We start from the raw sequence: 25,093 nt of genomic DNA, 5'->3' as shown, positions 1-25,093 counted from the left end.
TGGAAGCCGCGAGTCCAGCCAAGCAAGCCGGCAAATTTACTGTGTCCATATTGCCACAGGGAAGAACTTTGGCGGACGACCACAGCAGCCGCATCTTTAGGGACTCGCTATACAATAGAATTCCAGTAAATATCGGCACGCGGGACGTGTAGTCCCAGAAGGGCTCGCCAGGGGATGGGAACTACCGAGAAGTCTCGGCAAGTTGGTGGGATGGCGGCGCGTGGGGAGGGTTTCCACGTGCGCGCCGGCTATCGCCGTTCGAGTATTGCCAGGCATCTCTGGAAGACGACGGCGCTTACGTCGCTGGCACTGGCGCTCTCGGGCGCGGCTGCCTATGGCGACGATGCCGGTCTCTGGCAGCCGCAGATCCGGGCCATTATCGGCGCCGACAACAATGGCGGCAACGCTGCGCTCGAAGGCTTCATCCCGATCAAGCAGACCGCCGAATCGGTGCTGTTCCTGGATGTCCGGGCCAAGCACGATTTCAAGGATGCCTTCGGCCAGGATATCGGCCTTGGCATCCGCCGCATCGTCAACCCCGACCTGATGCTCGGCGGATACGCCTATTTCAATGCCGAGAGCTACGGCGGCACCCAGTTCACCGGCGGCACGCTGGGCGTCGAGGCGATCACGCCGAATTTCGACGCGCATGTGAACGTCTTCGTGCCGATCAAGGGCGACTCGACCGACCACTCGACCAGCTCAACCCTGTCGATGGTCTCCAACCAGCTGATCGAGCAGATCTCGGTGCTCGACCATCGCGATTACGCGGCCTGGGGCATCGAAGGCGAGATCGGCGCCCAGGTTCCGGTCAACCTGCCCGACAAGCATTCGCTGCGGCTGGATATTGGCGGTTATCATTTCGAGGATCCGCACGGCGATGACGGCAGCGTCACCGGCGCCAAGGCCGGCATCGAATATGAGATCGGTGATGTCTTCGGCACCGGAACGTCGCTGACCTTCACCGGTGAGGTGCGCAACGACAACCGCGACGACACCCAGTTCGCCGGCAGCGTGCGGCTGAACATCCCGTTCAATCCGGGCCACGGCTCGGACAGCACCGGGGCCATCGGCACGGACCCGGTCTATCCGGCCAGCGAAGGCCTGCGCAAGCGCGTCAACGAGCGGGTGCGCGGCGATATCGGCGTCAGGGTCCAGTCGCAGGACAAGATCGGCGGCTCGACGACGCGCGTCGCCATCAACGCCGCCACCAATGCCGCGTTCGGCAAGTTCTATTTCGCCGATGGCGGTTTGGCCGGCGCCGGCACGCAGGCCGACCCGACGACACTGGACGACGCGGTCACCAAGGCCGGCAATGGCGGTTTTGTCGTTGCCCTGGGTGGCAGTGGCAATCTGACGACTGCCGGCGTGACACTTGCCACTGGCCAGACCGTGATCGGCGGTGGCCAAAGCGTCACCGCGAAACTGTCCGGCGGCGGCACCGCCACCTTCAATCTGGGCGGCAGCGACGGCACGATCCAGGGCACCAACGTCGCCAACAACGTCATCACGCTCGGCACCGGCAACACGCTGAACGGCATCACCATCACCGGCGGCGCCGACGGCATCTTCGGCAACAACGTCACCGGCACGACGCTGACCAAGGTCACGGTGACGGGCGCCGGCGGCAACGGCGCCGAGTTCACCGGCAATTCTACCAACGTCAAGGCGTCCGATTTCACGTCCACGAATAACGGTCTCGACGGCCTGCACATCGAGGACAACGGCACCTACAATTTCACTGGCACGACGCTGCTGTCGGGCAATCTCGACGACGGCCTCGATATCACCGGCCAGGGCACCTACACCTTCGCGACGGTCAATGCGCTTGATAATACCGACCGCGGCATCACCGTGCAGGGCACGTCGAGCGGCGGCAGCTTCACCACCACCGGCGGCACTATCTCCGGCAATGGCGGCGTCGGCGTCTACATCGACCCGATCACCGCGCATGTGGTGCTGGATTCGATCAGCCAGACCGGCGGCACGTCGGGCGTGGTGCTCGACCACGTCTCGGGCAGCTTCACCGTCAACGGTTCGACGACGATTTCCAACACGACCGGAGCGGCGATCCAGATCACGGATTCGCCGGCGACAATCCGCTTCGGCGACATCAAAATCACCAATCCCGGCGCCGGCGGCATGTCGTTCAGCGGCGTCAACGCCGCCGTAGTCGCCGGCAACATCGTCATTTCCGGGCTGGGCGTCGGCTCTGGTCTCGACTTCTCCGGCAGCCAGACCAATTTCACCGCGCAGTCGCTCAACATCACCGGCCCAGGCGCCGCCGGCACCATCGGCATCGACCTCGCCGACACCACCGGCGGCGCCTCGATCATCATCACCAATGGCGGTTCCATTTCGGGTGTCGACACCGGTGTGCGCTTCGGCATAGCGGGCTCGCTGGCCCATTCGGCCAATGCCGAATTCAGCTTTGGCGGCGGTTCGATTGCCGGCAGCACCGCTTCGCTCGACGCGCGCGGCCTCAACCAGACGCTCGGCCACTACGCGTTCGGCTCGACCACTTTCAGCGGCGATCAGCTGTTCGACCAGCAGAATGTGATCTTCGTCGGCGGCGTCGGCTCGTCGGGTGACGGTTCTTCGACATCGAGCCTGCTCGCGATAAACCTGGCCGACGCCAACACCCAGAACAATGCGATCTTCGTGCTGGTCAACGAAGGATCTCCCATCGATACCGCCAACGGCTTCTCGCTCAGCGACGGCCAGACGCTGGCCTCGTTCGGCAATGGCCGCTCCTTCTCGCTCGGCGGCATTCCGGTCAACATCACCGGCAACAATGTCCAGCACGACCAGGTCGTTTCGGATCCGGGCGGCGGCGCGGCGACGCTGACCAATTCCGGCTCCGGCGGTGTCGTGACAGTGGCCAACGGCAATTCGCTGCTCGACTTCAACATTTCGGGCGGCAGCGACGCGGGCATCAACGCAACCTTGATCAACGGCCTGACGATCCAGGGCGTGACCCTCAGCAATGTCGACACAGGTCTTTTCCTCGGCAGCGTGACCGGCACGGTTTCGGTCCACGATCTCAATGTCCAGAATGCGAGCCAAACCGGCATCGAGCTTGTCGCCTCGAGCGCGACCGTCAATTTCACCGGCAACACGACGATCGGCAATGCCACCAATGTCGGGCTGTCCGCCAAGAATTTCGATGGCACCGCCACTTTCGACGACCTCGATATTACCGGCGGCGGCATAGGCGTCTCTATCGTCAACGACTCGAGTGGAACCCTGACTTTCGGGGCCGGCAGTTCCATCACCGGCACGAGCAGCAACGCCTTCTCGATCAGCAGCTCCACGCCCAACGTCACCTTCAACGGCACCATCAATCAGACCGCTGCCGCAAGCGCGGTGACAATCTCCAACATGACCGGCGGCACCGCCACCTTCGGCGGCACGATCACCGCCAGCACCGGCGCGGCCAATGCGATCGACCTGACCGGCAACACCGGCGGCACGATCAACTTCACCGGCGGGCTCGACCTGACCGCGGATGGCGGCTTCGCCTTCAGCGCCGTCAATGGCGGTACGCTGACGGTAACTGGCTCCGGCAACACGGTAGCGACCGGTCTCGGACCGGACGAGAAGGGCATCCAGATCGCCGGCATGACGATCGGGACTGCCGGGGTGAACTTCTCCAGCGTCACCGTGGATGGCTCCGGCGGGGGAGCTTCGACCGGCATCGCCATCAGCAACACCAGCGGCGGCAACGTCACCTTTGGTGGCGTCGACCTGTACCGTATCAGCGGCGTCGCCATCAGCCTCAACAACGTCGCCAGCGGCGTCTACAGCTTCAACGGCACGACGAAGATCGACACGGTGGTCGGCGGAGGCCCCGGCTTGCTGGTTCAAAACAGTGCCGCGACCGTCAGCGTCAACAATCTCGTCACCACGAATATCGCCGGCGCCGATGTCAGCCTGACCAACAACACCGGCACGATCGGCATCGGCGGCACCATCACCAACTCCGGTACCGGCAACGGCGTCGTCGTCTCCGGCGGCAGCGCTGCGATCACGGTCTCGGCCGATATCTCCAGCTCAGCCACCGCACCGGGTACGGCGGTCAAGGTCGATGGCATCACCGGCGGCTCGGTGACCTTCAGCGGCGCGATCAGTTCGACCAGCACCGGTAGGCTTTTCGAGATCGGCTCGGCGGCTTTCCTGAGCGGCGGCACGATCAGCTTCACAGGCCCGTCACTGTCGGCGACAGGCGGCGGTGGAGCGTCTGCCATCGACCTCATCGGCACGGCCAAGTTGAACGTTACCGCTCCGCTGTCGATCACCAATGCCGCGAGCACCGGCCTGGTTGTCGGCAGTGTCGACAGCACCGCATCGGCAACCTTCGGAGCGGTCACGGTGACGGGCGCCGGCCCCGGCATCGCCATCGCCAACACTGCCGGTTCAGTCACCTTCGGCACGACCCAGGTCACGCTGGGCTCTGCCGCCAACGTGGCCGGCATCAACTTCTCATTCACCAATGCCGATGTCAGCTTCGGCACGACCATCGTGACGATGGGCGCCGGCGCCAACCAGAGCGGCATCAGCTTCGCAACTGCCAGTGCCGATGCCAGCTTCGGGGCAACCACCGTGACAATGGGCGCTGGCGCCAACCAGACCGGCATCAACTTCAGCGGCGCCTTTGCCACGGCCGATTTCGGCGTGACTCATATCACCGGCACCGGTGACCTGACCTCGCGCGGCATCGACCTGTCGTCGACGCAAGCCGACAAGACCATCACCTTCGCGCGCGGCTCCAGCATTTCCAATGTCGGCGTCGGCGTCGAGCTGTCGTCGGGCGGCACCACGGCGACCTCGGCCAATGCCAACTTCACCTTCGGCGACGGCACTTCCGCCGATGGGCTGCAATCCTCCATCAGCGCGGCGGCGGGCGGCTATACCGTCAACACGGTCGGGCTCAATCCGGCGCTCGGCAATTACAATTTCAACGATGTCGCCTTCACCGGCAGCGCGCATCTGGCCAGCGCGGTTGGTGGGACCATCATGGTCTCGCAGAACGGCGGCGTCATCGCCGCCGGCACGGATGGGCTGAGCGCGGATGTGAGCACCATTTCGGTGACCGCCGCCGACGCCATGAGCGGCAGCGGTGTGGTCTTCGCCTTTGTCGGCACGGTCGATCTCAGCGGCACGCCGTTCACGCTCGATTCGGGCCAGTCGATCACCGGCTTCGGCAACGGCAACTCGATCCTCACCTCCGGCACGGTCCAGCCGATCAACGTCCAGGGCAATCTCGGGGCAACCGGCGGCAACGTCACCGGCGACGAGGGCGTGGTCAAGAGCACGGGCAGCGATACCCTGCACCTGCTCGGCAGCAATCAGGTGAAGAACACCGCTTTCGACTTCAGCGGCGGCAGCGGCTCGGTCTTCCTCATCGACGAGAGCGCGGTCGGCTTCGGCAATGCCGGCGGCATCGTCGTTGACGGCGTCACGGTCAGCAATGTCGCCGTTGGCCAGACCGCCTTCAAGGTCGACGGCCTCACCACCAACGTGTCGATCACCAACAACAACATCAACGTCGCCGGCACGCTGCTCGCCGCCGATGGCGGCAATGGCAACATCACGCTCACGCGCGGCAATTTGCCCAACAGCGGCCCGGCCGGCACGCTGACCGGCGGCGGTGTCACGATCTCCAACCGCACCGGCGGCCTGGTCGATTTCACCGACAAGGCGACCATCGGCGGCAACGGCGTTTCGCTGACCAACAATACCGGCGCTGGGATTACCTTCGCGGATGTGGACATCAGCACCAATGGCGCGACGGCGTTCAGCGCCAGCGGCGGCGGCACGGTCAATGTCACGACGGGCACGATCAGCGCCACGGGCGCCCAAGCGGCGGCGCTCGACGGCATCACCGCTGGTATCAACTTCGCCTCGACCAACGCCACGTTCGGCTCGGGCAACGGCATCGACCTGCAGGCTCTCAGCGGCACAGCCGCTTTCGGCACCGGCACGCTGACCAACACCGGCGCGGGCACGTCCTTCAATGTCGGCTCGGCGACCGATCAGAGCGGCGGCAACGCCGTTATCTCCTATGGCGGCACCATCGCCAGCAACGGCACCGGCGCGGCGGCTTCGATCCAGGAACTGACCGGCGGCTCGGTGACGCTGTCGGGCAATTTGACGGACAGCCTCACGGGCGCCGGCGGCAATATCGTCGTTGCCGGCATCGACAACGGCACGGCGGCGACGGTCACCTTCTCCGGCACGACCAAGCAGATCGACTCGGGCGCGACCGACGGCGCCAGCCTGACCGGCAATCCGAACGGCACGGTCGACTTCAGCAATGGCGGCCTCGTCATCACCACCACGAGCGGTGCGGGCTTTACCGCCAGCACCACCGGCCTGGGCACGGTCAGTGTCAGCGACACCGGCAACACCATCACTACCGCGACCGGCACCGCGCTCAACCTCGACGGCGCGACGATCGGCGCCGGCGGCGTCACCTTCGATTCCATCACGGTCAACGGTGCGGCGACCGGCATTGCGCTGAACAATGTCAGCGGCGGCGCCATCAGCCTCGGCGTGGTCGACCTGCAAGGCATCACGTCGCGTGGCGTCGACATTTCCGGCACGCTCGGCTCGACGCTTGATTTCACCAGCCTCAACATCGGGCTCGGCGCCACCAACGCGGCCGGCCTCGACCTCAGCGGCGCCGCGCTCGGCGCCAGCAACATCACGGCTGGCGATTTCGACGTCGATGGCGGCAGCTTCGCCGGCACGATCGGCATCGACATGGCCGGCACGACCGGCACCGGTACGATCCAGCTCGGCGACCTCGTCAACAACAACCCCGGTCCGAGTGGCCAGACCTCGACCATCGCCAATGTCGGCTATGGCGTGCAGTTCTCCAGCACCACCAACGCCAAGCTGGTCTTCGGCGATGGCCAGGGTCCGGCCGAATCGTCGATCGCCACCACCGGCGGCCAGGTCATCCACGCCACCGATAGCTTGCCGACCAATGGCGACTACAATTTCAACGACGTCAATTTCACCGGCGACATTTCGAACCTGTCGTCGATCAGCGTCTACTACGTCACCGAAGGCGGCACCGGCGACGGCAGCCTCGCCAATCCGGGCAGCTATGCTGGCGCCCAGGCGTCCACCACCGCCAATGTCATCGTGCTGATCGACCAGACCACCGGCGGCAGCCAGTCGACGATCGACCTCGCCGGAACCACGTTCCAGCTCGATGACGGCCAGGTGCTGCTCGCCTTCAAGAGCGGCGATGCCGCCGTCGATGTCTCGCAGCTTGGCGTCGACACCAGCGGCGGCGCCGGCGCAGCGTTCCATTTCACCACCGTGCAGAACTCGCCGATCGTCTCGGCGCCGGGCGGCATCGATTCGCTGCGGCCGATCCTGCAGAGCAACAACGCCACCTCGGTGATCAACTTGGCGACATCAGGCTCGGGCATCTTTAGCGGCGGCGTCGACAATCTCATCATCCGCAACACCAGCACCGGCGCAGGCATTTCGGTCAACGCGACAGCAGCCTCCAGCTTCTTCATCTGGAACAACGACACCGCCGCAGGCGGCCGGGCGCTCGACTTCGCGACCACTGGCGCGCCGGCCAACACTCTGCTGGCGTCGATCGACGGAAACACGCTGCAATCGACCGGAACCGCGCTGGCCGCATCCTTTGCCGGCCAGAACATCAGCGCCACGCAGAATTCGATCGCTGTCAGATCTTTTGCCGGCAACACGGTCACCGGCGGTACCGGCGGCGGCCTCGCCTTCAGCAATGTCACCTTCGATTCGACCGGCGCCGGCGGCACCGTCTCGGTGGGTACGCTCGACATCGGCACGACAGCCGCGAGGGTGCAGGGCAACGGCCTCAGCCTGACCGGCACCAGCGGCACGCTTGATCTCGGCACGTTCACTGTCTTCAACAACAACGGCACCGGCCTGCTGGTCGATGCCAAGGGTCCGCCAGCCACCACTTTTGCGCTCAACAGCAGCGGCGGCTCGGTCGACACCACCAGTGGCACCGCCATCGATCTCGACCCGTTGACGGTTGGCATGACGATCGGCAGCGTCACCGCGACCGGCGGCGCGAGCGGCATTATCTTCGACGGCGTCGCCGGGACCTTCACCGTCACCGGCGCCACCAACATCTCCGGCATGGCGGACGCCGGCATCAGCGCGATAAACACCAATGCCGGCACCTTCAACTTCAACACGGTGACGGTGAACAACGTACTGTCGACCGGCGGCGGCATCGGTTGGGCCAGTGGTACGCTCAACGTCACCGGCCTCGCCGACATCGACACGACGAGCGGCGCGGGCCTTACGCAGACCGGCGGCACGACCAGCTTCACCGGCGGCGTGACGATCGATACCACGACCGGCGTCGGCATTTCCGGAGGGGGTGGCGCCACGATGGGCATCACCGCCACTGGCGGCACCGAAAGCGTGAATTCAACCAGCGGCACTGCGATCGCCTTGTCCAACGTCTCTGCAACCATCGCCCTGGATTCGACCTCGTCCGCCGGCGGCAGCACCAATGTGAACCTTGTCAACACCAGCGGCACGGTTAACCTTGGCTCGGGCGCGCTGACCGGCGCCGCGGCTGTCTCGTTCATCGTGAGCGGCGGCACGGCGGCAGTCAGCTATTCGGGCAGCGCCACCATGTCGGCCGCCGCCGGCACAGCCCTTGAAGTCCAGAACCGATTGGCCGGGGCCGGGCTCGTCTCGCTGAGCGGCAACCTGACGTCCAATGGCAACGGTATCTACCTGAACAACAATACCGGGGGCACAGTGACCGCCTCGGGGGCATCCAACAATTTCACCGGTGCGGGTTCCGGCGTTACGATAGTCAACAACACCGGCGGCACCTTCAACATCAACGGCGCAAGCTATACCATCGCTATGAGCTCGACCGGCGCGGGCGTCGCGATCAGCGGCAACAGCGCCCCTGTGGCGATCAATTTCGGCGGCGGTGGGCTGGCGATCACCACGGCGGCGGGCACGGGGTTCAGCGCCACGGGCGCCGGCACTGTTACCGCCGGCGGAAGCGGCAACACGATCGCCACCACCAGCGGCGGCACCGCACTGAACCTCAGCGGCATCACGATCGGCGCGGCGGGGCTCAACTTCTCCTCGGTATCCACCACCAGCGCCACGACCGGCATTTCGCTGGCCAATGTCGCCTCCTCGGGCGGCGGCGCCATAGCGCTCGGCACGGTCAATCTGCAGGGCATCACCTCTCGCGGCGTCGACGTCACCGGCACGCAGGGTGCGGCGCTTTCCTTCAACGGTCTCGACATCGGCCTGAACGATAACGCGGCCGTGGCTTTCGACCTCAACGGTTCGACGATCAACGCGGCGATCACGGCCAACGATTCCGACGTCACCAATGCCGCCGCCGCCGGCACCTCGATCGGCGTCGACCTGCGAGGCGCCACCGGCGGCCAGACGGTGCGGCTCGGCGATGCGAACCTCGCCGGCAACAGTTCGAGCATCGCGGGCGTCAACACCGGCGTGTTCCTGAACGGCACGACGAACGTCGCCTTCACCTTTGGCGACGGCGATACCGCCGACCAGTTGTCGACCATCAGTGCCAGTGTCGGCATCGACGCTTCCGTCGCGCCGGCCGCGGGCACCTACAATTTCAAGGATGTGAACTTCCAGGCCACGCCTGGCCTCGGCTTCGGTGTCGGCAAGGTTTATTTCGTCGGCGCGGCGTCGACCGGCGACGGCAGCGGCCGCGACCAGAATAATCTGGCGACGCTGGCCGACGCCGAATTCAACGCGGCCGCAACGGACATCATCGTCCTCGTCAACGATGGCGGCACCATCACCGCACAGGGCACCAATGGCAACGACACGCTGAACCTGCTGACCGGCCAGCAGGTGCGCGGCTTCGACAATGGCAACATCAACCTGGCGCTGACGGTGCCGTCGACAATCCAGCTGGCCAGCAACACCATCTCCATCGCCGATCAGACGCCGGGCGGCACCACCACGCTGACAAGCGCCGATGGCAGCAGCGTCATCACGCTTTCGGCCAGCGGCAACATCATCGACGGCTTTACCATCAACGGCGACGACGGCGCGGGCGTGAATGCCGCGATCGGCATCAGCGGCGCGACGGCGAATGCCACGATCAGCAACATGACGATCAGGAACGTCACGGCCGCCGACATCGACTTCGGCGCCGGTGCAACCGGCACGACGACGCTGACCAATGTCTCCCTCATCGCGGCCTCGGCCGCGACCGGCATCAAATTCGGCGCGGCCTCCGGAACGGTCACCGCCACCAATGTCGATACCACGGGCGGCAGCGGCCTGTCCGTGATCGGCGGCAATGCGGCGTTCGGCTTCGACAGCACGAGCTCGGTCACCAGCGTTATCGGCACCGCGGTCAGCATCACCAACCGCACCGGCGGCAGCTTCGGCTTTGCCGGCGCGGTGACGTCGAACATCGGCGCCAGCGGCGTCGTCATCTCCGGCGCGACGGCAGCCAACACAGTCAGCTTCACCGGCGCCGTCACCCACAATAATGCCACCGGCGCCGCCGTCTCGATCAACAATGGCGGCCAGGCCTCGACCGTTAGCTTCGCCAACCTCGTGGTCACAACGGGCGGCTCCAACACGGCCTTCACCGCGACCAATGGCGGGACGGTCAATGTCACCACCGGCTCGATCAGCGCGAGTGCCGCCCAAGCGATCAACCTCAACGGCATCGCGGCCGGCATCAATTTCACCTCGACCACTTCGGGCGGCGGCGTCAACAATGTCGCCCTGACCAACGTCACGGGCACGGTGAACCTGGGCACCGGTGCGCTGAGCGGCGCCTCGGGCACCGCGTTCGATGTCAGCGGCGGCACCGCGGCCATCACCTATGGCGGGTCGATCGCCAAGACGAGCGCCGTCGGCAACGTCATCAGCATCGCAGGCCGCACCGGCGGCACGGCCACCTTCAGCGGCACGGTGTCGGCAACCGGCTCCAGCGCCGGCATAGCGCTTTCCAGCAACGGCGGATCGACGATCAATTTCACCAACACGCTGACGCTGACCGGCTCGAACGTCGCCGGCTTCAGCGCGACGGGCGGCGGCACCGTGAGTGCGACCGGCACTGGCAGCGTGATCAGCTCGGGCACGGCCACAGCACTCAACGTCGCCAACACGACGATCGGTGCGAGCGACCTGACGTTCCAGCGCATCAGTTCCAGCGGCGGCAGTGCCACCGGCATTATCCTCGACACCACGGGTGCCCTGGGTGGCCTGCATGTGACCGGCAATGGTGCAACGGTCGGCGCCTCGGGCGGCGGCGTCATCTCCAGCAAGACAGGCGCAGATGGCAGCACCGCGCAAGGCGTCGGCATCTACCTGAACGGCACGACGGATGTGCAGCTCAACGGCCTGCAGATGAACGACTTCCAGAATTACGGCATTCTGGGCAACAACGTCACCGGCTTCACGCTGGACCATACGATCATCAACGGCAGCAATGGCACCAGCGTTGCCGGAGTCGGCGAAGGCAATGCCTATTTCACCGGCCTCAAGGGCACCGCTACGGTTTCGAATTCCACCTTCACCGGCGCGGCGCTGGACGCATTCCACGTCTTTAACAACAATGGCGAGACTCTCAACCGGATCACCATCACCGGTTCGACCTTCGCGACCGACGCCGCCGCAGGAAACTCGTCAGGCGACGCGCTGGTGTTCCAGGCGACGAACGGCGTCTTCAACGCGACCGTCCAGAGCTCGACATTCACCTCCGCGCGCGGCGACCTGTTCCAGCTTGATCTGCACGGCAACGTCCAGTCGGATCTGGTGTTCGGCGGCGCCACTGGAGCGCTCGGCAACACGCTGTCGAACAACAACCAGAACATCGTCTCGGGCGGCGGCGGCATCACGATCAGTTCGGGCGGCGCCGGCGACGTGGCGAACCTGACCTTCAACATCGCCCACAATACGATGCGCGATGCGCTCGGCACGGCTCTGGGCATCAGCACCGGCTCCGGCGCCAGCTCGTTCAACGGCACGATCGATTCGAACACGATCGGCGTCGCCGGCGTGGCGAACAGCGGATCGGCCCAGGGCAGCGATATCGGCTTCGTCACGTTGGGCGGCGCCGATTCCAGCGTGACGATCACCAACAACCTGCTCTATCAGTACAACAATGATGGCATTCTGCTGCAGACGGGTGATGCGGTCGATGGCGGCAACCACAAGCTGACGGCCGTGGTACAAGGCAACACCGCCAGCAATCCAGGCACATTCGGCAACCACGGTTTCGAACTGAACGCCGGCACGGTTGCTGGAGACGCCCAGACGGTCTCGCTGACCCTCGGCGGTGCTGGCGGCCTGGCCAACAATTTCACAGGTTCGGGTGCCAATGGTGGCACAGACATCCGTCTCCGCACGCGGTTCGATGTCCATGTTGGCTTGCATGGCGGCGCCGCGGCTTACGCGGGCGCGGCAACCGATGCCGCGGCTGTCATGAGCTATGTGCAAGCCATCAACAGCGGCACCGTCAGTGTCACGATCGGCACCGGTGGTACGGCGGGCTTCTATTCGACGCCATAGTCTGAACGGGCGACGAACTCGCCAGGCGATTCTTACATACGCCTCAATCGAGGCTTGTAAAGTATATAGTTAACAATATACTTGAAGTTTCCAGTAAGCGATCCGGTGGATATTTATGAAAATTTATCCGGAATAAGTATTACCAGTAGACTTATAATTCGTGATGTGTATAGTCCGAAGCGGCAGTGGGAGGGTATCGCATGTCAGAGCCGTTTCTGTCCGAAATCCGCATCATGTCCTTCGGTTTCCCGCCCAAGGGGTGGGCGTTCTGCGACGGCCAACTGCTTCCCATAAATCAGAACCAGGCTCTGTTTTCACTGCTCGGCACCACCTTTGGCGGCGACGGCCGGGTAAATTTCGCCTTGCCGGATTTCCGGGGCAGGGTCCCGATCCATGCCGGCAACGGGCATGATCTCGGCGGGCGGGGCGGCGAGCAGTCCCACACGCTGTCGATTGCGGAATTGCCGACCCATGTTCACCAGGCGAGAGCGACGAACGCCAACGGCACGGTGCCCCTGAACTCCGGGAATTTCCTGGGGGCTTTCAACAATGGCTATGCGCAGGCTACCAACCTGACCTCGTTGCACCCTGCCAGCATCGCCAATGTTGGCGGTTCGCAGGCGCACCTCAACATGCAGCCTTTCCTGACATTGAACTTCTGCATCGCCCTGCAGGGCATTTTCCCGTCGCAGACCTGAGGAAACGCGATCATGGCACAACCCTATGTTGGCGAAGTTCGCATGTTTGCCGGCAATTTCGCGCCGGCCGGGTGGATGTTCTGCGAAGGGCAACTGCTGCCTATCTCGGAAAACGAGACGCTGTTCCAACTGATCGGCACCACCTATGGCGGCGACGGCGAAAGCACTTTTGCGCTGCCCGACCTGCGTGGGCGACTACCGCTCCATCAGGGCAACGGCTTCACCCTGGCCGAGACTGGCGGCGCGGAGGAAATCACGCTGTCGATCCAGCAGATCCCGGCTCATTCGCATCCCATGCTGGCATCGGGCCAAACCGGCACCGGGACCAATCCGGGCGGGAATGTCCTCGACCAGACGACGGGGACGATCTTCATGTACATCGATGGCCAGGCGCCCGATGGGCCGATGGCCGCGACCATGGTGTCACCCGTCGGCGGCAGCCAGCCGCATAGCAATTTCCAGCCGTATCTATGCATCAACTTCATCATCTCGCTGTTCGGCATTTTCCCGTCGCAGACCTGAGAGGACCGTCATGGCCGATCCGTTCGTTGCGGAAATCCGCATTTTCCCGTTCAATTTCGCGCCCAAGGGCTGGGCGCTGTGCGACGGGCAGATTTTGCCGCTGTCGCAGAACACGGCGTTGTTCTCGTTGCTCGGCACGACTTATGGCGGCGACGGCAAGTCGAACTTCGCGCTGCCCAATCTCCAGGGCAGCGCGCCAATGCACCCCGGTCAGGGACCTGGCTTGTCACTGCACGATCTCGGAGAGAGTAGCGGCTCGGAGACGGTGACGCTGCTCCAAAGCGAAATGCCGATCCATGCGCACAACGTTATGGTCGGAACCCAGGACGTCGCCGACGTCCAGGTGCCCAGCCCGTCGAGAATTCTCGGCAAGTCGGGTGGCGCTTTCGCCTATGTTCCAGGGACGCCGATACCCGCGCTGACGCCAATGAACGACAACATGCTCGCGCCTGCCGGCGGTGACCAGCCGCACAACAATCTGCAGCCTTATCTCACCTGCAATTTCTGCATCGCCCTGCAGGGCGTGTTCCCACCGAGAACCTGATTTTCGAGCCAACAAGGCGGGGCCGTTACCATGGCTAACGAAGACGCTCACTTACCCTCCCATGCGGCGCCAACCGGGCACGTGCCAGGCGTGTCGTTCTTCGAACTGTCGCGGCTGATGGTCGTCGGCATCGATTCCGCGGCGGGACGGCTGATCCAGAAGGCTCAAGTCGCGCCCAACGGGGCGTGGCCTGCCGCATGGTCTCCCATCGCCGCCGGCGCCTGGGTGATCATGACCGCGGGTCTCACCAAGGACGGGCGCGTCGCCGTGGTGGCCCAACCGACCGGCACCACCAACCTGTCTTTCATCACGGAGGACGCCAACCAGGTCGGCCCGGTCGAAAAATGGAATCCGCCGGTTGGCATTGGCGCCCCGCCCGGCGCAACAAGCTACCAGAAACTCTCGATGGCGCGCGACGCTGACGGCCGCGTCGAAATCTTCCTCACCGACAATCAGGGCCGCATCTGGTGGATCTACCAGAACCCGGACGTGATCGTTCAGGTTCAGAAAACCATCACGCCGCCCGGCACCACGACGCCGATCGTCGTCACCGTCGACGAGCTCAGGCCGCGCACAGCCCTGGAGCGCCTGGATACAACTGACCGGCCAGCTCGTGGCGGTCACGGCGCTGCGCCAGGCGGACGGCCGCATTGCGCTCTTCGGCATCAACTCAGCCCTTCATCTCTATCGCTGCCAGCAGGCCAAGGCCCAAGCGCTGACGGTGGCCGACTGGACGCCATGGGTGCAGATCGACGCCGGCTATCCTTTCACGGAAATGGCGCCGATCGTCGGCCCGCTGGGCGCCACCAATCTTTTTGCCATGACGCAGCCGGGCCAGGTCCTGCATACCAAGCAACTGCCGGCGGGCTCCGACGCCTGGACGAACTGGGCGACGCCCGGTTACAGCAGGGTTCCCAGATACACGCTCTGCGCCGGCATCCAGGGGGACGGTGACATCATGCTGGTCGCCTCCGACCAGCAGCATGTCCACTCCTTCAACGCCCAATACGACGCGGCCACCCAAAACTGGTCTGGATGGCGTGATTTCAGCGCCTCCGGCGCCAACACACGGCTGTCGCTCGACTACAATGCCGATGGTCGCCTTGCCTTGTTCAGCATGATGATCACGAACGATGGGACCAATGGTCTGTGGACGATCAACCAGATGGCCATGGACAGTTCCGAATGGGAGTGGAGCTGGACGGCGCTGGCCACCGGCAACCTCAAGCAGATCGCGGTGGTGCGCGACCTGACGCCGCCGGTCTGACGTTGACCCCAAGCGGCGTGGCTTTGGTCTATCCCGCTCCGGCGTGGTCCCGGTCACGGCAGGCCGGACTCGCTTTCCGTGCCGCCGCGGAGGCGGACATTGCCTTCCTGTCGCGGCTCTATGCCTCGACCCGCATGGAAGAGCTCGCCGTGACGGACTGGAGCGAGGCGCAGAAGGCCGCTTTTCTCGACATGCAGTTCCAGGCGCAGCACGCGCACTACCACAAGCACTATCCGCAGGCCGACTGGCTGGTGGTGAGCCATGCCGGGCAAGACATCGGCCGGCTCTATATAGAGCGCTGGCCAAGCCAACACCGCATCATCGACATCGCTTTTTTTCCCGCCCATCGCCGCAAGGGCTACGGCTCAGCGTTGCTGCGCGACCTGATAGACGAGGCATGGTTAGCCGGCAAATCAGCGTCGATCCATGTCGAGAAGAACAACCCAGCAAGGCGGCTCTATGTCGATCTCGGCTTTGTCGTCGTCGAGGACAAGGGCGTCTACGATTTGATGGCTTGCGCGCCGGCGGATCCATGATCGTTGGTTGGCGCTGCCCCTCACCTGCCTGCCGGCATCCTCTCCCCGTAAACGGGGCGAGGGGCGCTGTCATCGCCGCTTTCGCCAATCACAAGCGTTGCAGAAAATGCGCCGGCGTTGCGGCCAGCCGCTCTCGCCCCGTTTACGGGGAGAGATGTCGGGCAGGACAGTGAGGGGCGGCGGCGACGGCTAAGATTGTCGCTTTTCGGCCCTGCAGCTCAAAACCGGCGTTAATTGAACACCGCTTCGTAGAGCCGCCCCGTCGCGTCGGCTGCAACCGGCACGATGAAGATGTCGTGGACGCCGCTGGTGCCGGCAAGGCTGTAGGTCGCCTGCGGCAGCGCGATCTCGCGCGGTCCCCGGAACAGCAGGGAAAAACCGCCACCCGGGCGCGGGCTGGCCGCGATACGATTGACGGCGCTCAGTTCGAGCGAGATACGCCCGCCTGTGGTCTCGATGATGAACGCCTGCCCGATCGCCTGTTCGAAATCCGCCGCCGCCGCCATTGCGCTCGCCTCAAAGCCGTTTGCGCGGCACTGTCGCCGCTTCGCCGCGAGCTGTCCAGAACTCATTATTTCCGGAGTCCAGGACGGAAGAACGTCGAACACTTTCCTGGGATTGTGCGCCATCGCGCGAAGCGCTCGGCGCCCAAGACAATTCACCGCCGCAAACCGCAAAATACAGCAGCCCATGTCCTTTTGCGCGTGCCGGCGACGCTGTAGTACTTTGTTCCGATACGCGCCTGGCGCAACAAGACAGAGCTTCGCAGCGACGCCGGACGCTGATTGGCCGGCTTGAACGGCTTGCGGGAGAAAAGGACGGACGATGGCTGAAAGTGGTGCGAAAACAGGGACGGCGCCGGCAAAGGGGGGCGACGCCATGCCGTTGTTCTATACGAGGCCAGAGGCGCTCAACCCGATCCGGCACGGCTCGCTGGGGCTGACCGCGCGCAGCGATTTTTCCTTCGCGGGCTCGGCGCACGCCATTCCGGTGGTGGCGTCGGAGATGCCGGCGGCGATGCGCTCCTACCCGATCGTGTTCATCGGCGCCGGCAAGGCGCCTGTCATCATCACCGGCGTGCGCCAGGACGAAAATCTGTTCGTCGATGCCGACGGCATGTGGAACGCGCCGCATTACATCCCGGCCTATGTCCGCCGCTATCCCTTCATCCTGGCCGAGGACCCGACGTCGGCCGGCCGGCTGACGCTGTGCGTCGACCGGGCGAGCGAGCGCGTCGTCGACCAGCTCGTGGCACCGTTCCGTGACGACAAGGTGCTGCCGTTCTTCAGCGGCAACGAACCGACCGAGGCGACCAAGCAGGCGCTCGCCTTCTGCAACCAGTTCCAGATCGACTTCAGGGCCACCCGCGAGATGGTCGACAAGATCGACGCCCATGGCCTGTTTTCGCCGCGCCAGAGCAAGGTGACGCTGGAAGGCGGCGAAGTGCTCAACCTCACCGATTTCCAGGTGATCGACGAGGCCGCCTTCAACAAATTGAGCGACGAGGCCTTCCTCGACCTGAGAAAGTCAGGCGCGCTCGGCCTGCTCTATTGCCACCTCGCCTCGACCAACAGCTGGACCTCGCTGGTGCACCAGGCGTCGGTCCGCAAGGCGGAGGGGGCGAAGGGCTGATTTCTGGCGCTCATGGTTGGGGCTCTCAAGAACGCCCAAAGTCGAACGGCCTTCCGGGAGCCGGGGTTCGTCCGGAACAAGGAGCGAGCTGAAAGACTTGGGGGAGGCCGCCGCGGAAGCCGCATGATCAAGCAGATGCTTGGCCCGCGGACATCATGAACCCCGGCAAGATTTCGCCGGCATGAGGGCAGAGCCGTTGATACCGATGTGACTTGTGACTTTACGGCTAGTCACAGCTTTTTTGCTTGGAAGTGACCAGCTTCAGGGACACAGTGATGGTTCCATCCTCAGAGCCGCTTACGATGGTTTCCTCGAAAGTTTCATTCTTGATGCGAACATAGTATTCCCCGGGTGAAGCCCCGTCTTGTGCTTTAACTTTAAAGGTAATTGTCGTCGTATCTTCGATGGTTACGTCGTTGTCGAATACCACTAGATATGGCTCGCTCTTTAAAGTGCCAGCATCGATAAAGTCAATTACCAGGTATTCCGTGTCGTTAAACCAACCACGGTCTGGGGCTACCGTCACACTGACCGTAACCGGATCTCCGCCTCTTACAGCATTCCCTTCAGGTGTATCGACACGTACTATATCTACTCTCGCCATGGCCCATCTCCCTTCGGCCTTCTCAATTAACGATCGAAAACGCTAGTCCATATCGCCGCGCCCGCCGCGGTTCATGGCGCCACCGGACCGTCCCATCGCACCGCCGGACCTGCCCATGGCGCCGCCAGATCGCCCCATCGCACCGCCGGATCTGCCCATTGCTCCGCCCGATCGACCAAACGAACGCGGGTCCAGCTCCGCACTCAACAGGACATCCTCGAGCGTTCCGGTGTCGAGTTCCAGCCGCATTGTCAGGTCACTCTTGTCGTAGACCCAGACCTGCATTCCGCGCGCGAACGAGCCTATCTGCGATGACAGTCCGGTATAGGCAGGGTCGCTTGGACCGCGGCTCATGACCTTGAGATCGGTGTCCCCCGGGGCCGGATAATCAACGACAGTGCCAGGCCCATGGACAAGAAGTATGGTCGGTCGGGCCAGCTCGTAGAACTGCGCTTCAAAGGTGAACGCATAGATCCTTGCTAGCAGGCTACCGGAAGCGTCGATCTGGTTCTGCAGGAATCTATTGTTGCCAAGCCTTGGAGGCCGTCCCCCATCGACCCTCTTCTTGAGCTTCAAATCTTCAAGAACTCTACCGAACAAATGTATGGCTGAGGTATTTAGAATGGTTTCAGTGGTCATGGATCACCCCCATCATCTGTATGTCGATCAAAGATCGGCGCCACTTCTGGACATCCAATATTTCTCGAAATAGCTCATGTCCGGCAGGTGCGCCTGGTCCAGTGGACGGGCGGTTCGGCCCTCATGAACATGGCTCTTTCGGTTTGGCTTCGTCAGGCGAGGCCCGGCACGGTAGCGAAAAATCCCTCTTCGGTCGAAATCCCGGAAGATGATCCTCGATAGTTCTCCTCCGGTCATGCTGTCGTCGACCGCGAGCATCGTTCTCGCCACGTCACGGTAGTCCAGGAAATCCGGGGCGAGAGCCCAAAGCGTCTCGGCGAGATAGGTACCCACGATATCCCGCGCGTCGAGCAGCGCTTCGACGAAACCTTCCGGGTTGCGAGCGAAATCGCGGTCAAAGACTTCCTGCAACGGCAACTCGGCGGCTGGATCGATCTCGGCGAGGTCGGCAAGATTTTCGGCCTCCGGCGAGATCAGTCCTCGAGCCACCAAGCTCTCGTGAAAGACATCGACCAGAATGTCGAAGACGGCGCCCGTGAGAGGTTGTGACAGTGCATGCTCGTCGGTCCAGCCGTCGGCAAAGTCGGCCATCGTCCGCTTGTTGTTGGCCTCGCGTATCTGGCGGTGCGGCGAGAATTCCGAGAATCGAGAGAGTTGGTTGGCGATGTAGAGGTTCCCACGCGTCACCGTCAGGACATTATCGATCACGGAGGGAAAATGCATGGCCGCGATCAACGAAACGCAGTCCGAAAAGGCCTCCTGAAAGCCCAGATATTCGGGGAACTCAGCGCCCGGGTTCGGTATGCCAAGGACGCTGTAGACGAATGCATGGCCAACCTCGTGCGCGATAATATCGAAGTCGAGGCTGAACGGGAGCGTGCGTCCGTCCTTCACGAATTGGCTGCCGAGCTCAAGGAAGCCATAGCCGTATTGGGCGTTGTCCCAACCTGGCAGGATCGAAATTTCCAGACGGTCGTAGTGATCGTGGAAATGCCAGGTGATCGGCTGGCCGATGTAACGCTCCCAAACGTCGAGGGTGAAGCGCGCGCACCCGAACGCGTGGGCTGCTTCGAAGCCGGGCGTCGAGGGCTGATAATGATCGAAATTGCCTTCCTCATCGGGAACGGCCGGATCGAGGATCGCTCGCGTCCAGGGCGGCAGGGAGATAACGGGCGTACCCAACGGGCCGTGGTTGACGCCATAGGGCCGCGTCTTGTCGACCGGCTCGACGACATACATACGATCGTCGGACGGGCCAGCTCCGACGCTGCCTCGCGGGGAAGAAACCGTAATGATCTCGGGGCTTGACGTAGGGTCTTCGAACGGAGGCTGAACAAACAGCCTGAACCGGGTACCCATTCCCCACCTCTCGGTTATATTAGTAACATAACATAATATCCGTGAGATGGCGAGGGCGTTGGTTTGTCGGGTTAATTCTTCCTGAAGGACGGTTCTTGATTGTCGGCAACAAAATTGCCCCAAGAACAATGCGTATCGCTACTGCAGGAGCTGGAGCAACTTCTGGTAGCGGGGATGACTGCGAACAGAGGCGAAATCGGAATCGTTCTTGAACCAGAGTCTCATCTCGGCGCCAGCCTGCGGTAGCCACACTTCCAAAAGGTCGATCGAGCGTTCGAATTCTCCCAGCAACGCATAGGTACAAGCGGCGTTGTATTGGACGTTGATATCGCCAGGGTCGATTTCCAGAGACCGGCCAAGCCACTTCGCGGCCTTCTCGCGTTCACCAAGGAAGGCCAGCACGATCGCTCCCAGGCAGGCACAATTGGCGTTCTCCGGATGCAGACGGAGTTCCTCTTCCGCTCTCTCCAATGCGATCCGCGCATAAAGCTCCGCGTCGTTCTGTTGGCCGAGAGTGCGGAAGACGTTCACCAGCATGACCGGTGCGCCGTAGTCGGTCGGTTTAATCTCCATCGCGCGCAGGAAGTACGTCGCGGCGAGCTCGAACTGGCCGCCGGTCACGCAGAACTCGGCATAGTAGCGGTTGGCCTCGTGGCAGTTGGGGTCGAGCGTGAGGGCCTGTTCGAACGCCGCCGCGGCCTCGGAGCGGCGGTCGGCGAGGGACAGGGCAAAGCCCCTGGCTGAATGCGCCTCGGCCAGATTCGGGTCCAGAGCCAGGGTCTTGTCGGCGGTCGCGAGAATGTCGTCCACCTGGATCGAAGAGCCGTAGATCGACTGAAGGCGTACGTCGCAGACCGCCAAGCCTGCATAAGCGCGGGCATATCCCGGATCAAGCTCGATGGCCCTGATGTAGCTTTGTCTGGCCATCAGGTGGTTCGCTCTGGTCGCGATGTGGCTGTAATCGCGGCCTCGAAGATAATGCGTATAGGCTTCGACACTGTCCGTCGGCGCCAGCTCGATAGCCTTCTTCTCTTCGGGCAGGAGCCTGACCCTGAGCTGCGCCACGACCGCCTTGGCGATTTCGTCCTGCACGGCGAAGATGTCGGTGAGGTCGCGGTCGAAGCGGGCAGCCCAGACGTGTCCGTCCGTGGCGCCCTCGATCAGCTCGGCATTGATCCTGACCCGGTTTCCCGCCTTGCGGACGCTGCCCTCGACAATGTAGCCGACGCCAAGTTCCCTGGCGATGCGTTCCATCTTGTCGGTCCTGCCCTTGAAGGCGAACACGGTATTGCGGCTGAGCACGAACAGGCCGGAGACGTTCGAGAGGTCGGTTATGATATCTTCCGTGATGCCGTCGCTGAAATACTGCTGGTCGGGATCATTGCTCAGATTGGCGAAGGGGAGGATCGCCACCGACGGCTTGTCGGACCGCACCAGTGTCTGGACGCTCCTGGCTGCAATATGCGTCTCGACTTGCGAGACGCCCTGGTCCCAATTGGCGAAATAGACGTGCACCGGCTGAGCAATGTTCTTGACGGTCCTGGCGCCCTGATCGGCGAAGTCGACGCCCAGCTTGTTGCCGACCTCATGGCGCACCACTTCCGAGCAGGCGATGCCGCCGGGTATTGCGAGCCCCTGCAGCCGCACCGCAAGATTGACGCCGTCGCCATGGAAATCATCACCGTCGACGATGATGTCGCCAAGGTTGATGCCAATGCGGAACTTGAAATGCCGGGCCTCGGGGATGCCGACATTCCGCTCGGACATGCCGCGTTGGATCTCGACCGCGCAGCGCGCCGCATTGATTACGCTGCCGAACTCCACCAGGAAGCCGTCACCCATCACTTTAAAGATGCGCCCACCGTGCTTGGTGACGGTCGGATCGAAGAACTCCCGTCGATGCTGCCGAAGGAGATTGAGCGTGTGCTCCTCGTCGGCCTCCATAAGACGGCTATAGCCGACCACATCAGCCGCCAGGATCGCCGCCAGCCGACGCTCAACATGCTCCTCGGACATGTCGTCTCCTGAAATCGCGGACAATAATTCCGCCTGATTTAGTTTTAACTGATTTACCTCCTTGGCGCCAACGTCGCTGAAACGGTCGCTCGCGGTCGCCGACCGGGTGGCGCGGCGCCAGTCGCACCCCAAGCGATCCGGCCGTACGGTCGACGTCGTTCACGGGAATAGCAACGAACGGGGGTGACCCAGAACATCGTTCCTCGACCTGCGCAAAACCGGCACGCTCGGCCTGCTCCATCGCCATCTTGCCTCAAGGTTCTGATTTGTCCATGTCGTGGTTCCGGAACGAGGACACTTCCGGGCGACATGCATCAACTGGTTGTTTTCGCCGCAATTCCCCCTACATGCGGCGGCTTTCATGCCTTCAGGTCAGTGTGACTGTCGAAACGTCGTCGTGATCCAGTTCTTGCTGCAGCATGATCTTGTCCGAAAGCAGTTCCATTGCCGCGACGGTCTTGCGGGCCGCCCTTGGGCGTGGCGCTGCAACGCCAAAACTGCTATTTAGGGCAGCGAACCGCAAGCTGGCGACCAGGCACCGCCATGCGGATCGCAATGAAGGAGCGGGTGGCATCGGTGGGTACGCCGGTGCAAGGGTCGTGGAGGCGGGGGGCAATGTCAACTTCATTGCGCGTGGATCGCGCCGGTTGGCGCGCTGGCGTTTCTTTGTTCCGTGGCAAATGGCCGATCGCTTCCAATGAGCATGCCTCAATGGAGAACACATGCTCCTGGCCGAGTTTCCGCCATCTGGCTCGACTTGGCCAAGATGCGGGCTTTTGTCGTGCACAAGAAAACTCGAATACCATACTCCAGCAACAGTTGGCTCAGGATGACGTTCGATCAATGATCTGATGGCTCGGCGAAGCAGAGGGGTGAACCGGGATGATAATGGCCGACTTGATACTCGATACTTTTCAGTTCTTCCTTCTGGTGACAAGGCGAAACAGCCGTGGCGCGGCTTTGATCTTCCGGAGGGCCGTAGCGCGCATCGTGCCGGCCCTCATCGTGCTTGCCCTGGCCTCGCTGCTTTTCACAGTCCAAAGAGGCCGCTTTGCGCCCCGGATTTGACGCCTGGACCGGCGACTACGGCGGAATGGAAAAGAGACGTCTTATCCGAATCCTGGTCCCTTACAGCAAGACGATCTACTTCATCGACCGTGGTGAGCAACTTGGCACGGCGGTCGAGTTTGGCCAGGCGCTTGAGCGGCAGATCAACAAGAACAAGAAAAAGGAAATCGAAAAAATTCGTGTGGCCTTCGTGCCGGTGGCCCGGGACCGGCTGCTTCCCGCGCTCATCGAAGGGCGCGGAGACATTGTCGCGGCAAATCTGACGATTACCCCATCACGGCAGCAGATCGTCGACTTCACGGATCCCCTGGCGAGCGGCGTGAAAGAAATCCTGGTCACCGGCCCGGCCGCGCCGAAAATCGCCGCCATCGACGATCTCGGCGGCAAGGAAATCCGCGTTCGCGCGAGCAGCAGCTATTTCGAGCATCTGCAAAAGCTCAACAGCGACCGGCGCGCGGCGGGCCAAGCCGAGATCGGCATCGCGCCGATCGACGAAAATCTCGAGGATGAGGATCTTCTGGAGATGGTCAATGCCGGCCTGCTGCCCTGGTGCGTGGTCGACGGCCACAAGGCGCGGATCTGGTCCAGGGTCTTCGATAACATCGAACTGCACGATGACATTGCGATAGCGCAGGACGGGGAAATCGCCTGGGCGGTCCGTAAGAACAGCCCGGAACTGATGAAAAGGCTCAACGCTTTCGTCAAGCAATACAAGGTCGGGACGACCTTCGGCAACATTTTGAAGAAGCGCTACTACCAGGATGACAAGATGGTGCGTTCCGCCTACGAGCAGTCCGAGGTCGATAAATTCCAGGCTCTGCGCGACGCCTTCGAGAAATATAGCGCTGCCTACAAACTCAATGCGTTGCTGCTGGCCGCGCAGGGATACCAGGAATCGCGTCTCGACCAGAGCGAACGCAGCTCTCGGGGCGCCGTCGGCATCATGCAAATGTTGCCGTCGACTGCTGCCGATAAGGCGATAGGCATCAGCGGCATAGCGGAAAGCTCGGATCGCAATATAGAAGCGGGCGCAAAATACATGCGTTATTTGTCGGCAACCTATGTGAACGATGCCGAACTCGACCCAGTCAACAGGGCGCTGTTGACGCTTGCCGCCTACAATGCCGGGCCTGGCAACTTGCGCAAATTTCGCAGTGCCGCGAAGACGATGGGCCTCAACCCCGATCTATGGTTCGGCAATGTGGAGAACGGCGCCGCGAAGGTGGTTGGGCGCGAAACGGTTCAGTATGTCGGAAATATCTACAAATATTTTGTGGCTTATACGCTGCTCGAGGAGCAGAAAGCGCGGCGTGGCGTGAACAAGGCGCAGTCAGAGTAAATCAGCTCGTATTTCGGCATGGCTGGCTCAATGATATGGATATGCAAGAGCTGACCGACCGTTCCTACCGGCATCTGCAGGCCATGAACTGACTGGGGCGACGAGGCCGCGACTTGCGCCGCCACCGATGAATAGTTTGCCGGCCTGTCACCGGTCGGTCATTTTTGAAGAGAGCGACGCTCACGGCAGCGATAGCCAATACCAACGCGATCCATTGCCGCGTGAGCTCGTCTGGCCGCCACGTTGATCAGCTCGACCATGACCCGGCCTCCCGGGACGGCAGGCTCCTGACGCTGGATGAGCCT

Annotated in this window: 14 protein-coding genes; 8 read left to right on the top strand and 6 right to left on the bottom strand. The window is 62.9% G+C overall.

The genetic code is table 11. The features are described 5' to 3' along the window. The first annotated feature begins 237 nt into the window (after positions 1-237). From EN824_RS31565 to EN824_RS31550, 4 genes are all read left to right on the top strand, one after another. A complete protein-coding gene (locus EN824_RS31565) occupies positions 238-12,564 on the top strand; it encodes a hypothetical protein (protein ID WP_189522257.1) in 12,327 nt (4,108 codons plus the stop codon). 200 nt (positions 12,565-12,764) lie between these two features. Next, a complete protein-coding gene (locus EN824_RS31560; RefSeq protein ID WP_127276703.1) occupies positions 12,765-13,262 on the top strand; it encodes a tail fiber protein in 498 nt (165 codons plus the stop codon). Positions 13,263-13,274: 12 nt separating this feature from the next. Then, entirely contained in the window at positions 13,275-13,784 is a 510-nt protein-coding gene (locus EN824_RS31555; protein WP_127276705.1) for a tail fiber protein, read from the top strand. Between the two features lie 10 nt (positions 13,785-13,794). Then, positions 13,795-14,328, top strand: a complete 534-nt coding sequence (locus EN824_RS31550; RefSeq protein ID WP_127276707.1) for a tail fiber protein — start codon at positions 13,795-13,797, stop codon at positions 14,326-14,328. 51 nt (positions 14,329-14,379) lie between these two features. Here EN824_RS31550 and EN824_RS35440 read toward each other — a convergent pair whose 3' ends face one another. Further along, positions 14,380-14,952 carry a hypothetical protein gene (locus EN824_RS35440; RefSeq protein WP_189522256.1) on the bottom strand — a complete coding sequence of 191 codons (573 nt, stop codon included), beginning with the start codon at positions 14,950-14,952 and terminating at the stop codon, positions 14,380-14,382. On the opposite strand from EN824_RS35440, the gene EN824_RS35435 reads away from it, so the two are divergent. Both EN824_RS35435 and EN824_RS31540 read left to right on the top strand, forming a co-directional pair. Beyond that, positions 14,942-15,595, top strand: coding sequence for a hypothetical protein (locus tag EN824_RS35435; RefSeq protein WP_189522255.1), 654 nt, complete (start codon positions 14,942-14,944; stop codon positions 15,593-15,595). The genes EN824_RS35440 and EN824_RS35435 overlap by 11 nt on opposite strands. A 17-nt stretch (positions 15,596-15,612) precedes the next feature. After that, positions 15,613-16,131 carry a GNAT family N-acetyltransferase gene (locus EN824_RS31540; RefSeq protein ID WP_245521057.1) on the top strand — a complete coding sequence of 173 codons (519 nt, stop codon included), beginning with the start codon at positions 15,613-15,615 and terminating at the stop codon, positions 16,129-16,131. A 230-nt stretch (positions 16,132-16,361) separates the two neighbouring features. On the opposite strand, the gene EN824_RS31535 is transcribed toward EN824_RS31540, so the two are convergent. Beyond that, the gene (locus EN824_RS31535) at positions 16,362-16,637 is read right to left on the bottom strand and encodes a hypothetical protein (protein WP_135933069.1); all 276 of its coding nucleotides are present in this window, start codon (positions 16,635-16,637) and stop codon (positions 16,362-16,364) included. Positions 16,638-16,956: 319 nt separating this feature from the next. On the opposite strand from EN824_RS31535, the gene EN824_RS31530 reads away from it, so the two are divergent. Continuing rightward, entirely contained in the window at positions 16,957-17,763 is an 807-nt protein-coding gene (locus tag EN824_RS31530) for a SapC family protein (protein ID WP_127276715.1), read from the top strand. Positions 17,764-17,989: 226 nt separating this feature from the next. On the opposite strand, the gene EN824_RS31525 is transcribed toward EN824_RS31530, so the two are convergent. The 4 genes from EN824_RS31525 to EN824_RS31510 all read right to left on the bottom strand — a co-directional run bounded on the left by EN824_RS31525 (position 17,990) and on the right by EN824_RS31510 (position 22,381). Next, positions 17,990-18,367: a hypothetical protein gene (locus EN824_RS31525; RefSeq protein ID WP_127276717.1), complete on the bottom strand. Its 378-nt coding sequence runs from the start codon at positions 18,365-18,367 to the stop codon at positions 17,990-17,992. Between the two features lie 42 nt (positions 18,368-18,409). Beyond that, positions 18,410-19,006 (bottom strand): hypothetical protein, encoded by a 597-nt coding sequence (locus EN824_RS31520; protein WP_127276719.1) that lies wholly within the window; start codon positions 19,004-19,006, stop codon positions 18,410-18,412. A gap of 27 nt (positions 19,007-19,033) precedes the next feature. After that, complete coding sequence (locus tag EN824_RS31515) at positions 19,034-20,365, bottom strand: hypothetical protein (RefSeq protein ID WP_135933076.1); 1,332 nt, start codon at positions 20,363-20,365, stop codon at positions 19,034-19,036. Between the two features lie 138 nt (positions 20,366-20,503). Then, positions 20,504-22,381: an adenylate/guanylate cyclase domain-containing protein gene (locus tag EN824_RS31510; RefSeq protein ID WP_135867714.1), complete on the bottom strand. Its 1,878-nt coding sequence runs from the start codon at positions 22,379-22,381 to the stop codon at positions 20,504-20,506. A 1,009-nt stretch (positions 22,382-23,390) separates the two neighbouring features. On the opposite strand from EN824_RS31510, the gene EN824_RS31500 reads away from it, so the two are divergent. Then, positions 23,391-24,788 (top strand): lytic transglycosylase F, encoded by a 1,398-nt coding sequence (locus EN824_RS31500; RefSeq protein ID WP_245521056.1) that lies wholly within the window; start codon positions 23,391-23,393, stop codon positions 24,786-24,788. Positions 24,789-25,093 lie beyond the last annotated feature (305 nt).

Origin of the sequence: Mesorhizobium sp. M8A.F.Ca.ET.181.01.1.1 (assembly GCF_004792025.1) — a bacterium.
GTDB lineage: Bacteria > Pseudomonadota > Alphaproteobacteria > Rhizobiales > Rhizobiaceae > Mesorhizobium.
The sequence above is the reverse complement of the archived record's forward strand: the minus strand, read 5'-3'. Positions and strand labels throughout refer to the sequence as shown.

Excerpts from the sequence above, each read along its gene's own strand:
- EN824_RS31530 (WP_127276715.1), top strand. The coding sequence starts at position 16,957 with ATGGCTGAAAGTGGTGCGAAAACAGGGACGGCGCCGGCAAAGGGGGGC.
- EN824_RS31525 (WP_127276717.1), bottom strand. The coding sequence starts at position 18,367 with ATGGCGAGAGTAGATATAGTACGTGTCGATACACCTGAAGGGAATGCT.
- EN824_RS31515 (WP_135933076.1), bottom strand. The coding sequence starts at position 20,365 with ATGGGTACCCGGTTCAGGCTGTTTGTTCAGCCTCCGTTCGAAGACCCT.
- EN824_RS31510 (WP_135867714.1), bottom strand. The coding sequence starts at position 22,381 with ATGTCCGAGGAGCATGTTGAGCGTCGGCTGGCGGCGATCCTGGCGGCT.
- EN824_RS31555 (WP_127276705.1), top strand. The coding sequence starts at position 13,275 with ATGGCACAACCCTATGTTGGCGAAGTTCGCATGTTTGCCGGCAATTTC.
- EN824_RS31550 (WP_127276707.1), top strand. The coding sequence starts at position 13,795 with ATGGCCGATCCGTTCGTTGCGGAAATCCGCATTTTCCCGTTCAATTTC.
- EN824_RS31560 (WP_127276703.1), top strand. The coding sequence starts at position 12,765 with ATGTCAGAGCCGTTTCTGTCCGAAATCCGCATCATGTCCTTCGGTTTC.
- EN824_RS31535 (WP_135933069.1), bottom strand. The coding sequence starts at position 16,637 with ATGGCGGCGGCGGCGGATTTCGAACAGGCGATCGGGCAGGCGTTCATC.
- EN824_RS31520 (WP_127276719.1), bottom strand. The coding sequence starts at position 19,006 with ATGACCACTGAAACCATTCTAAATACCTCAGCCATACATTTGTTCGGT.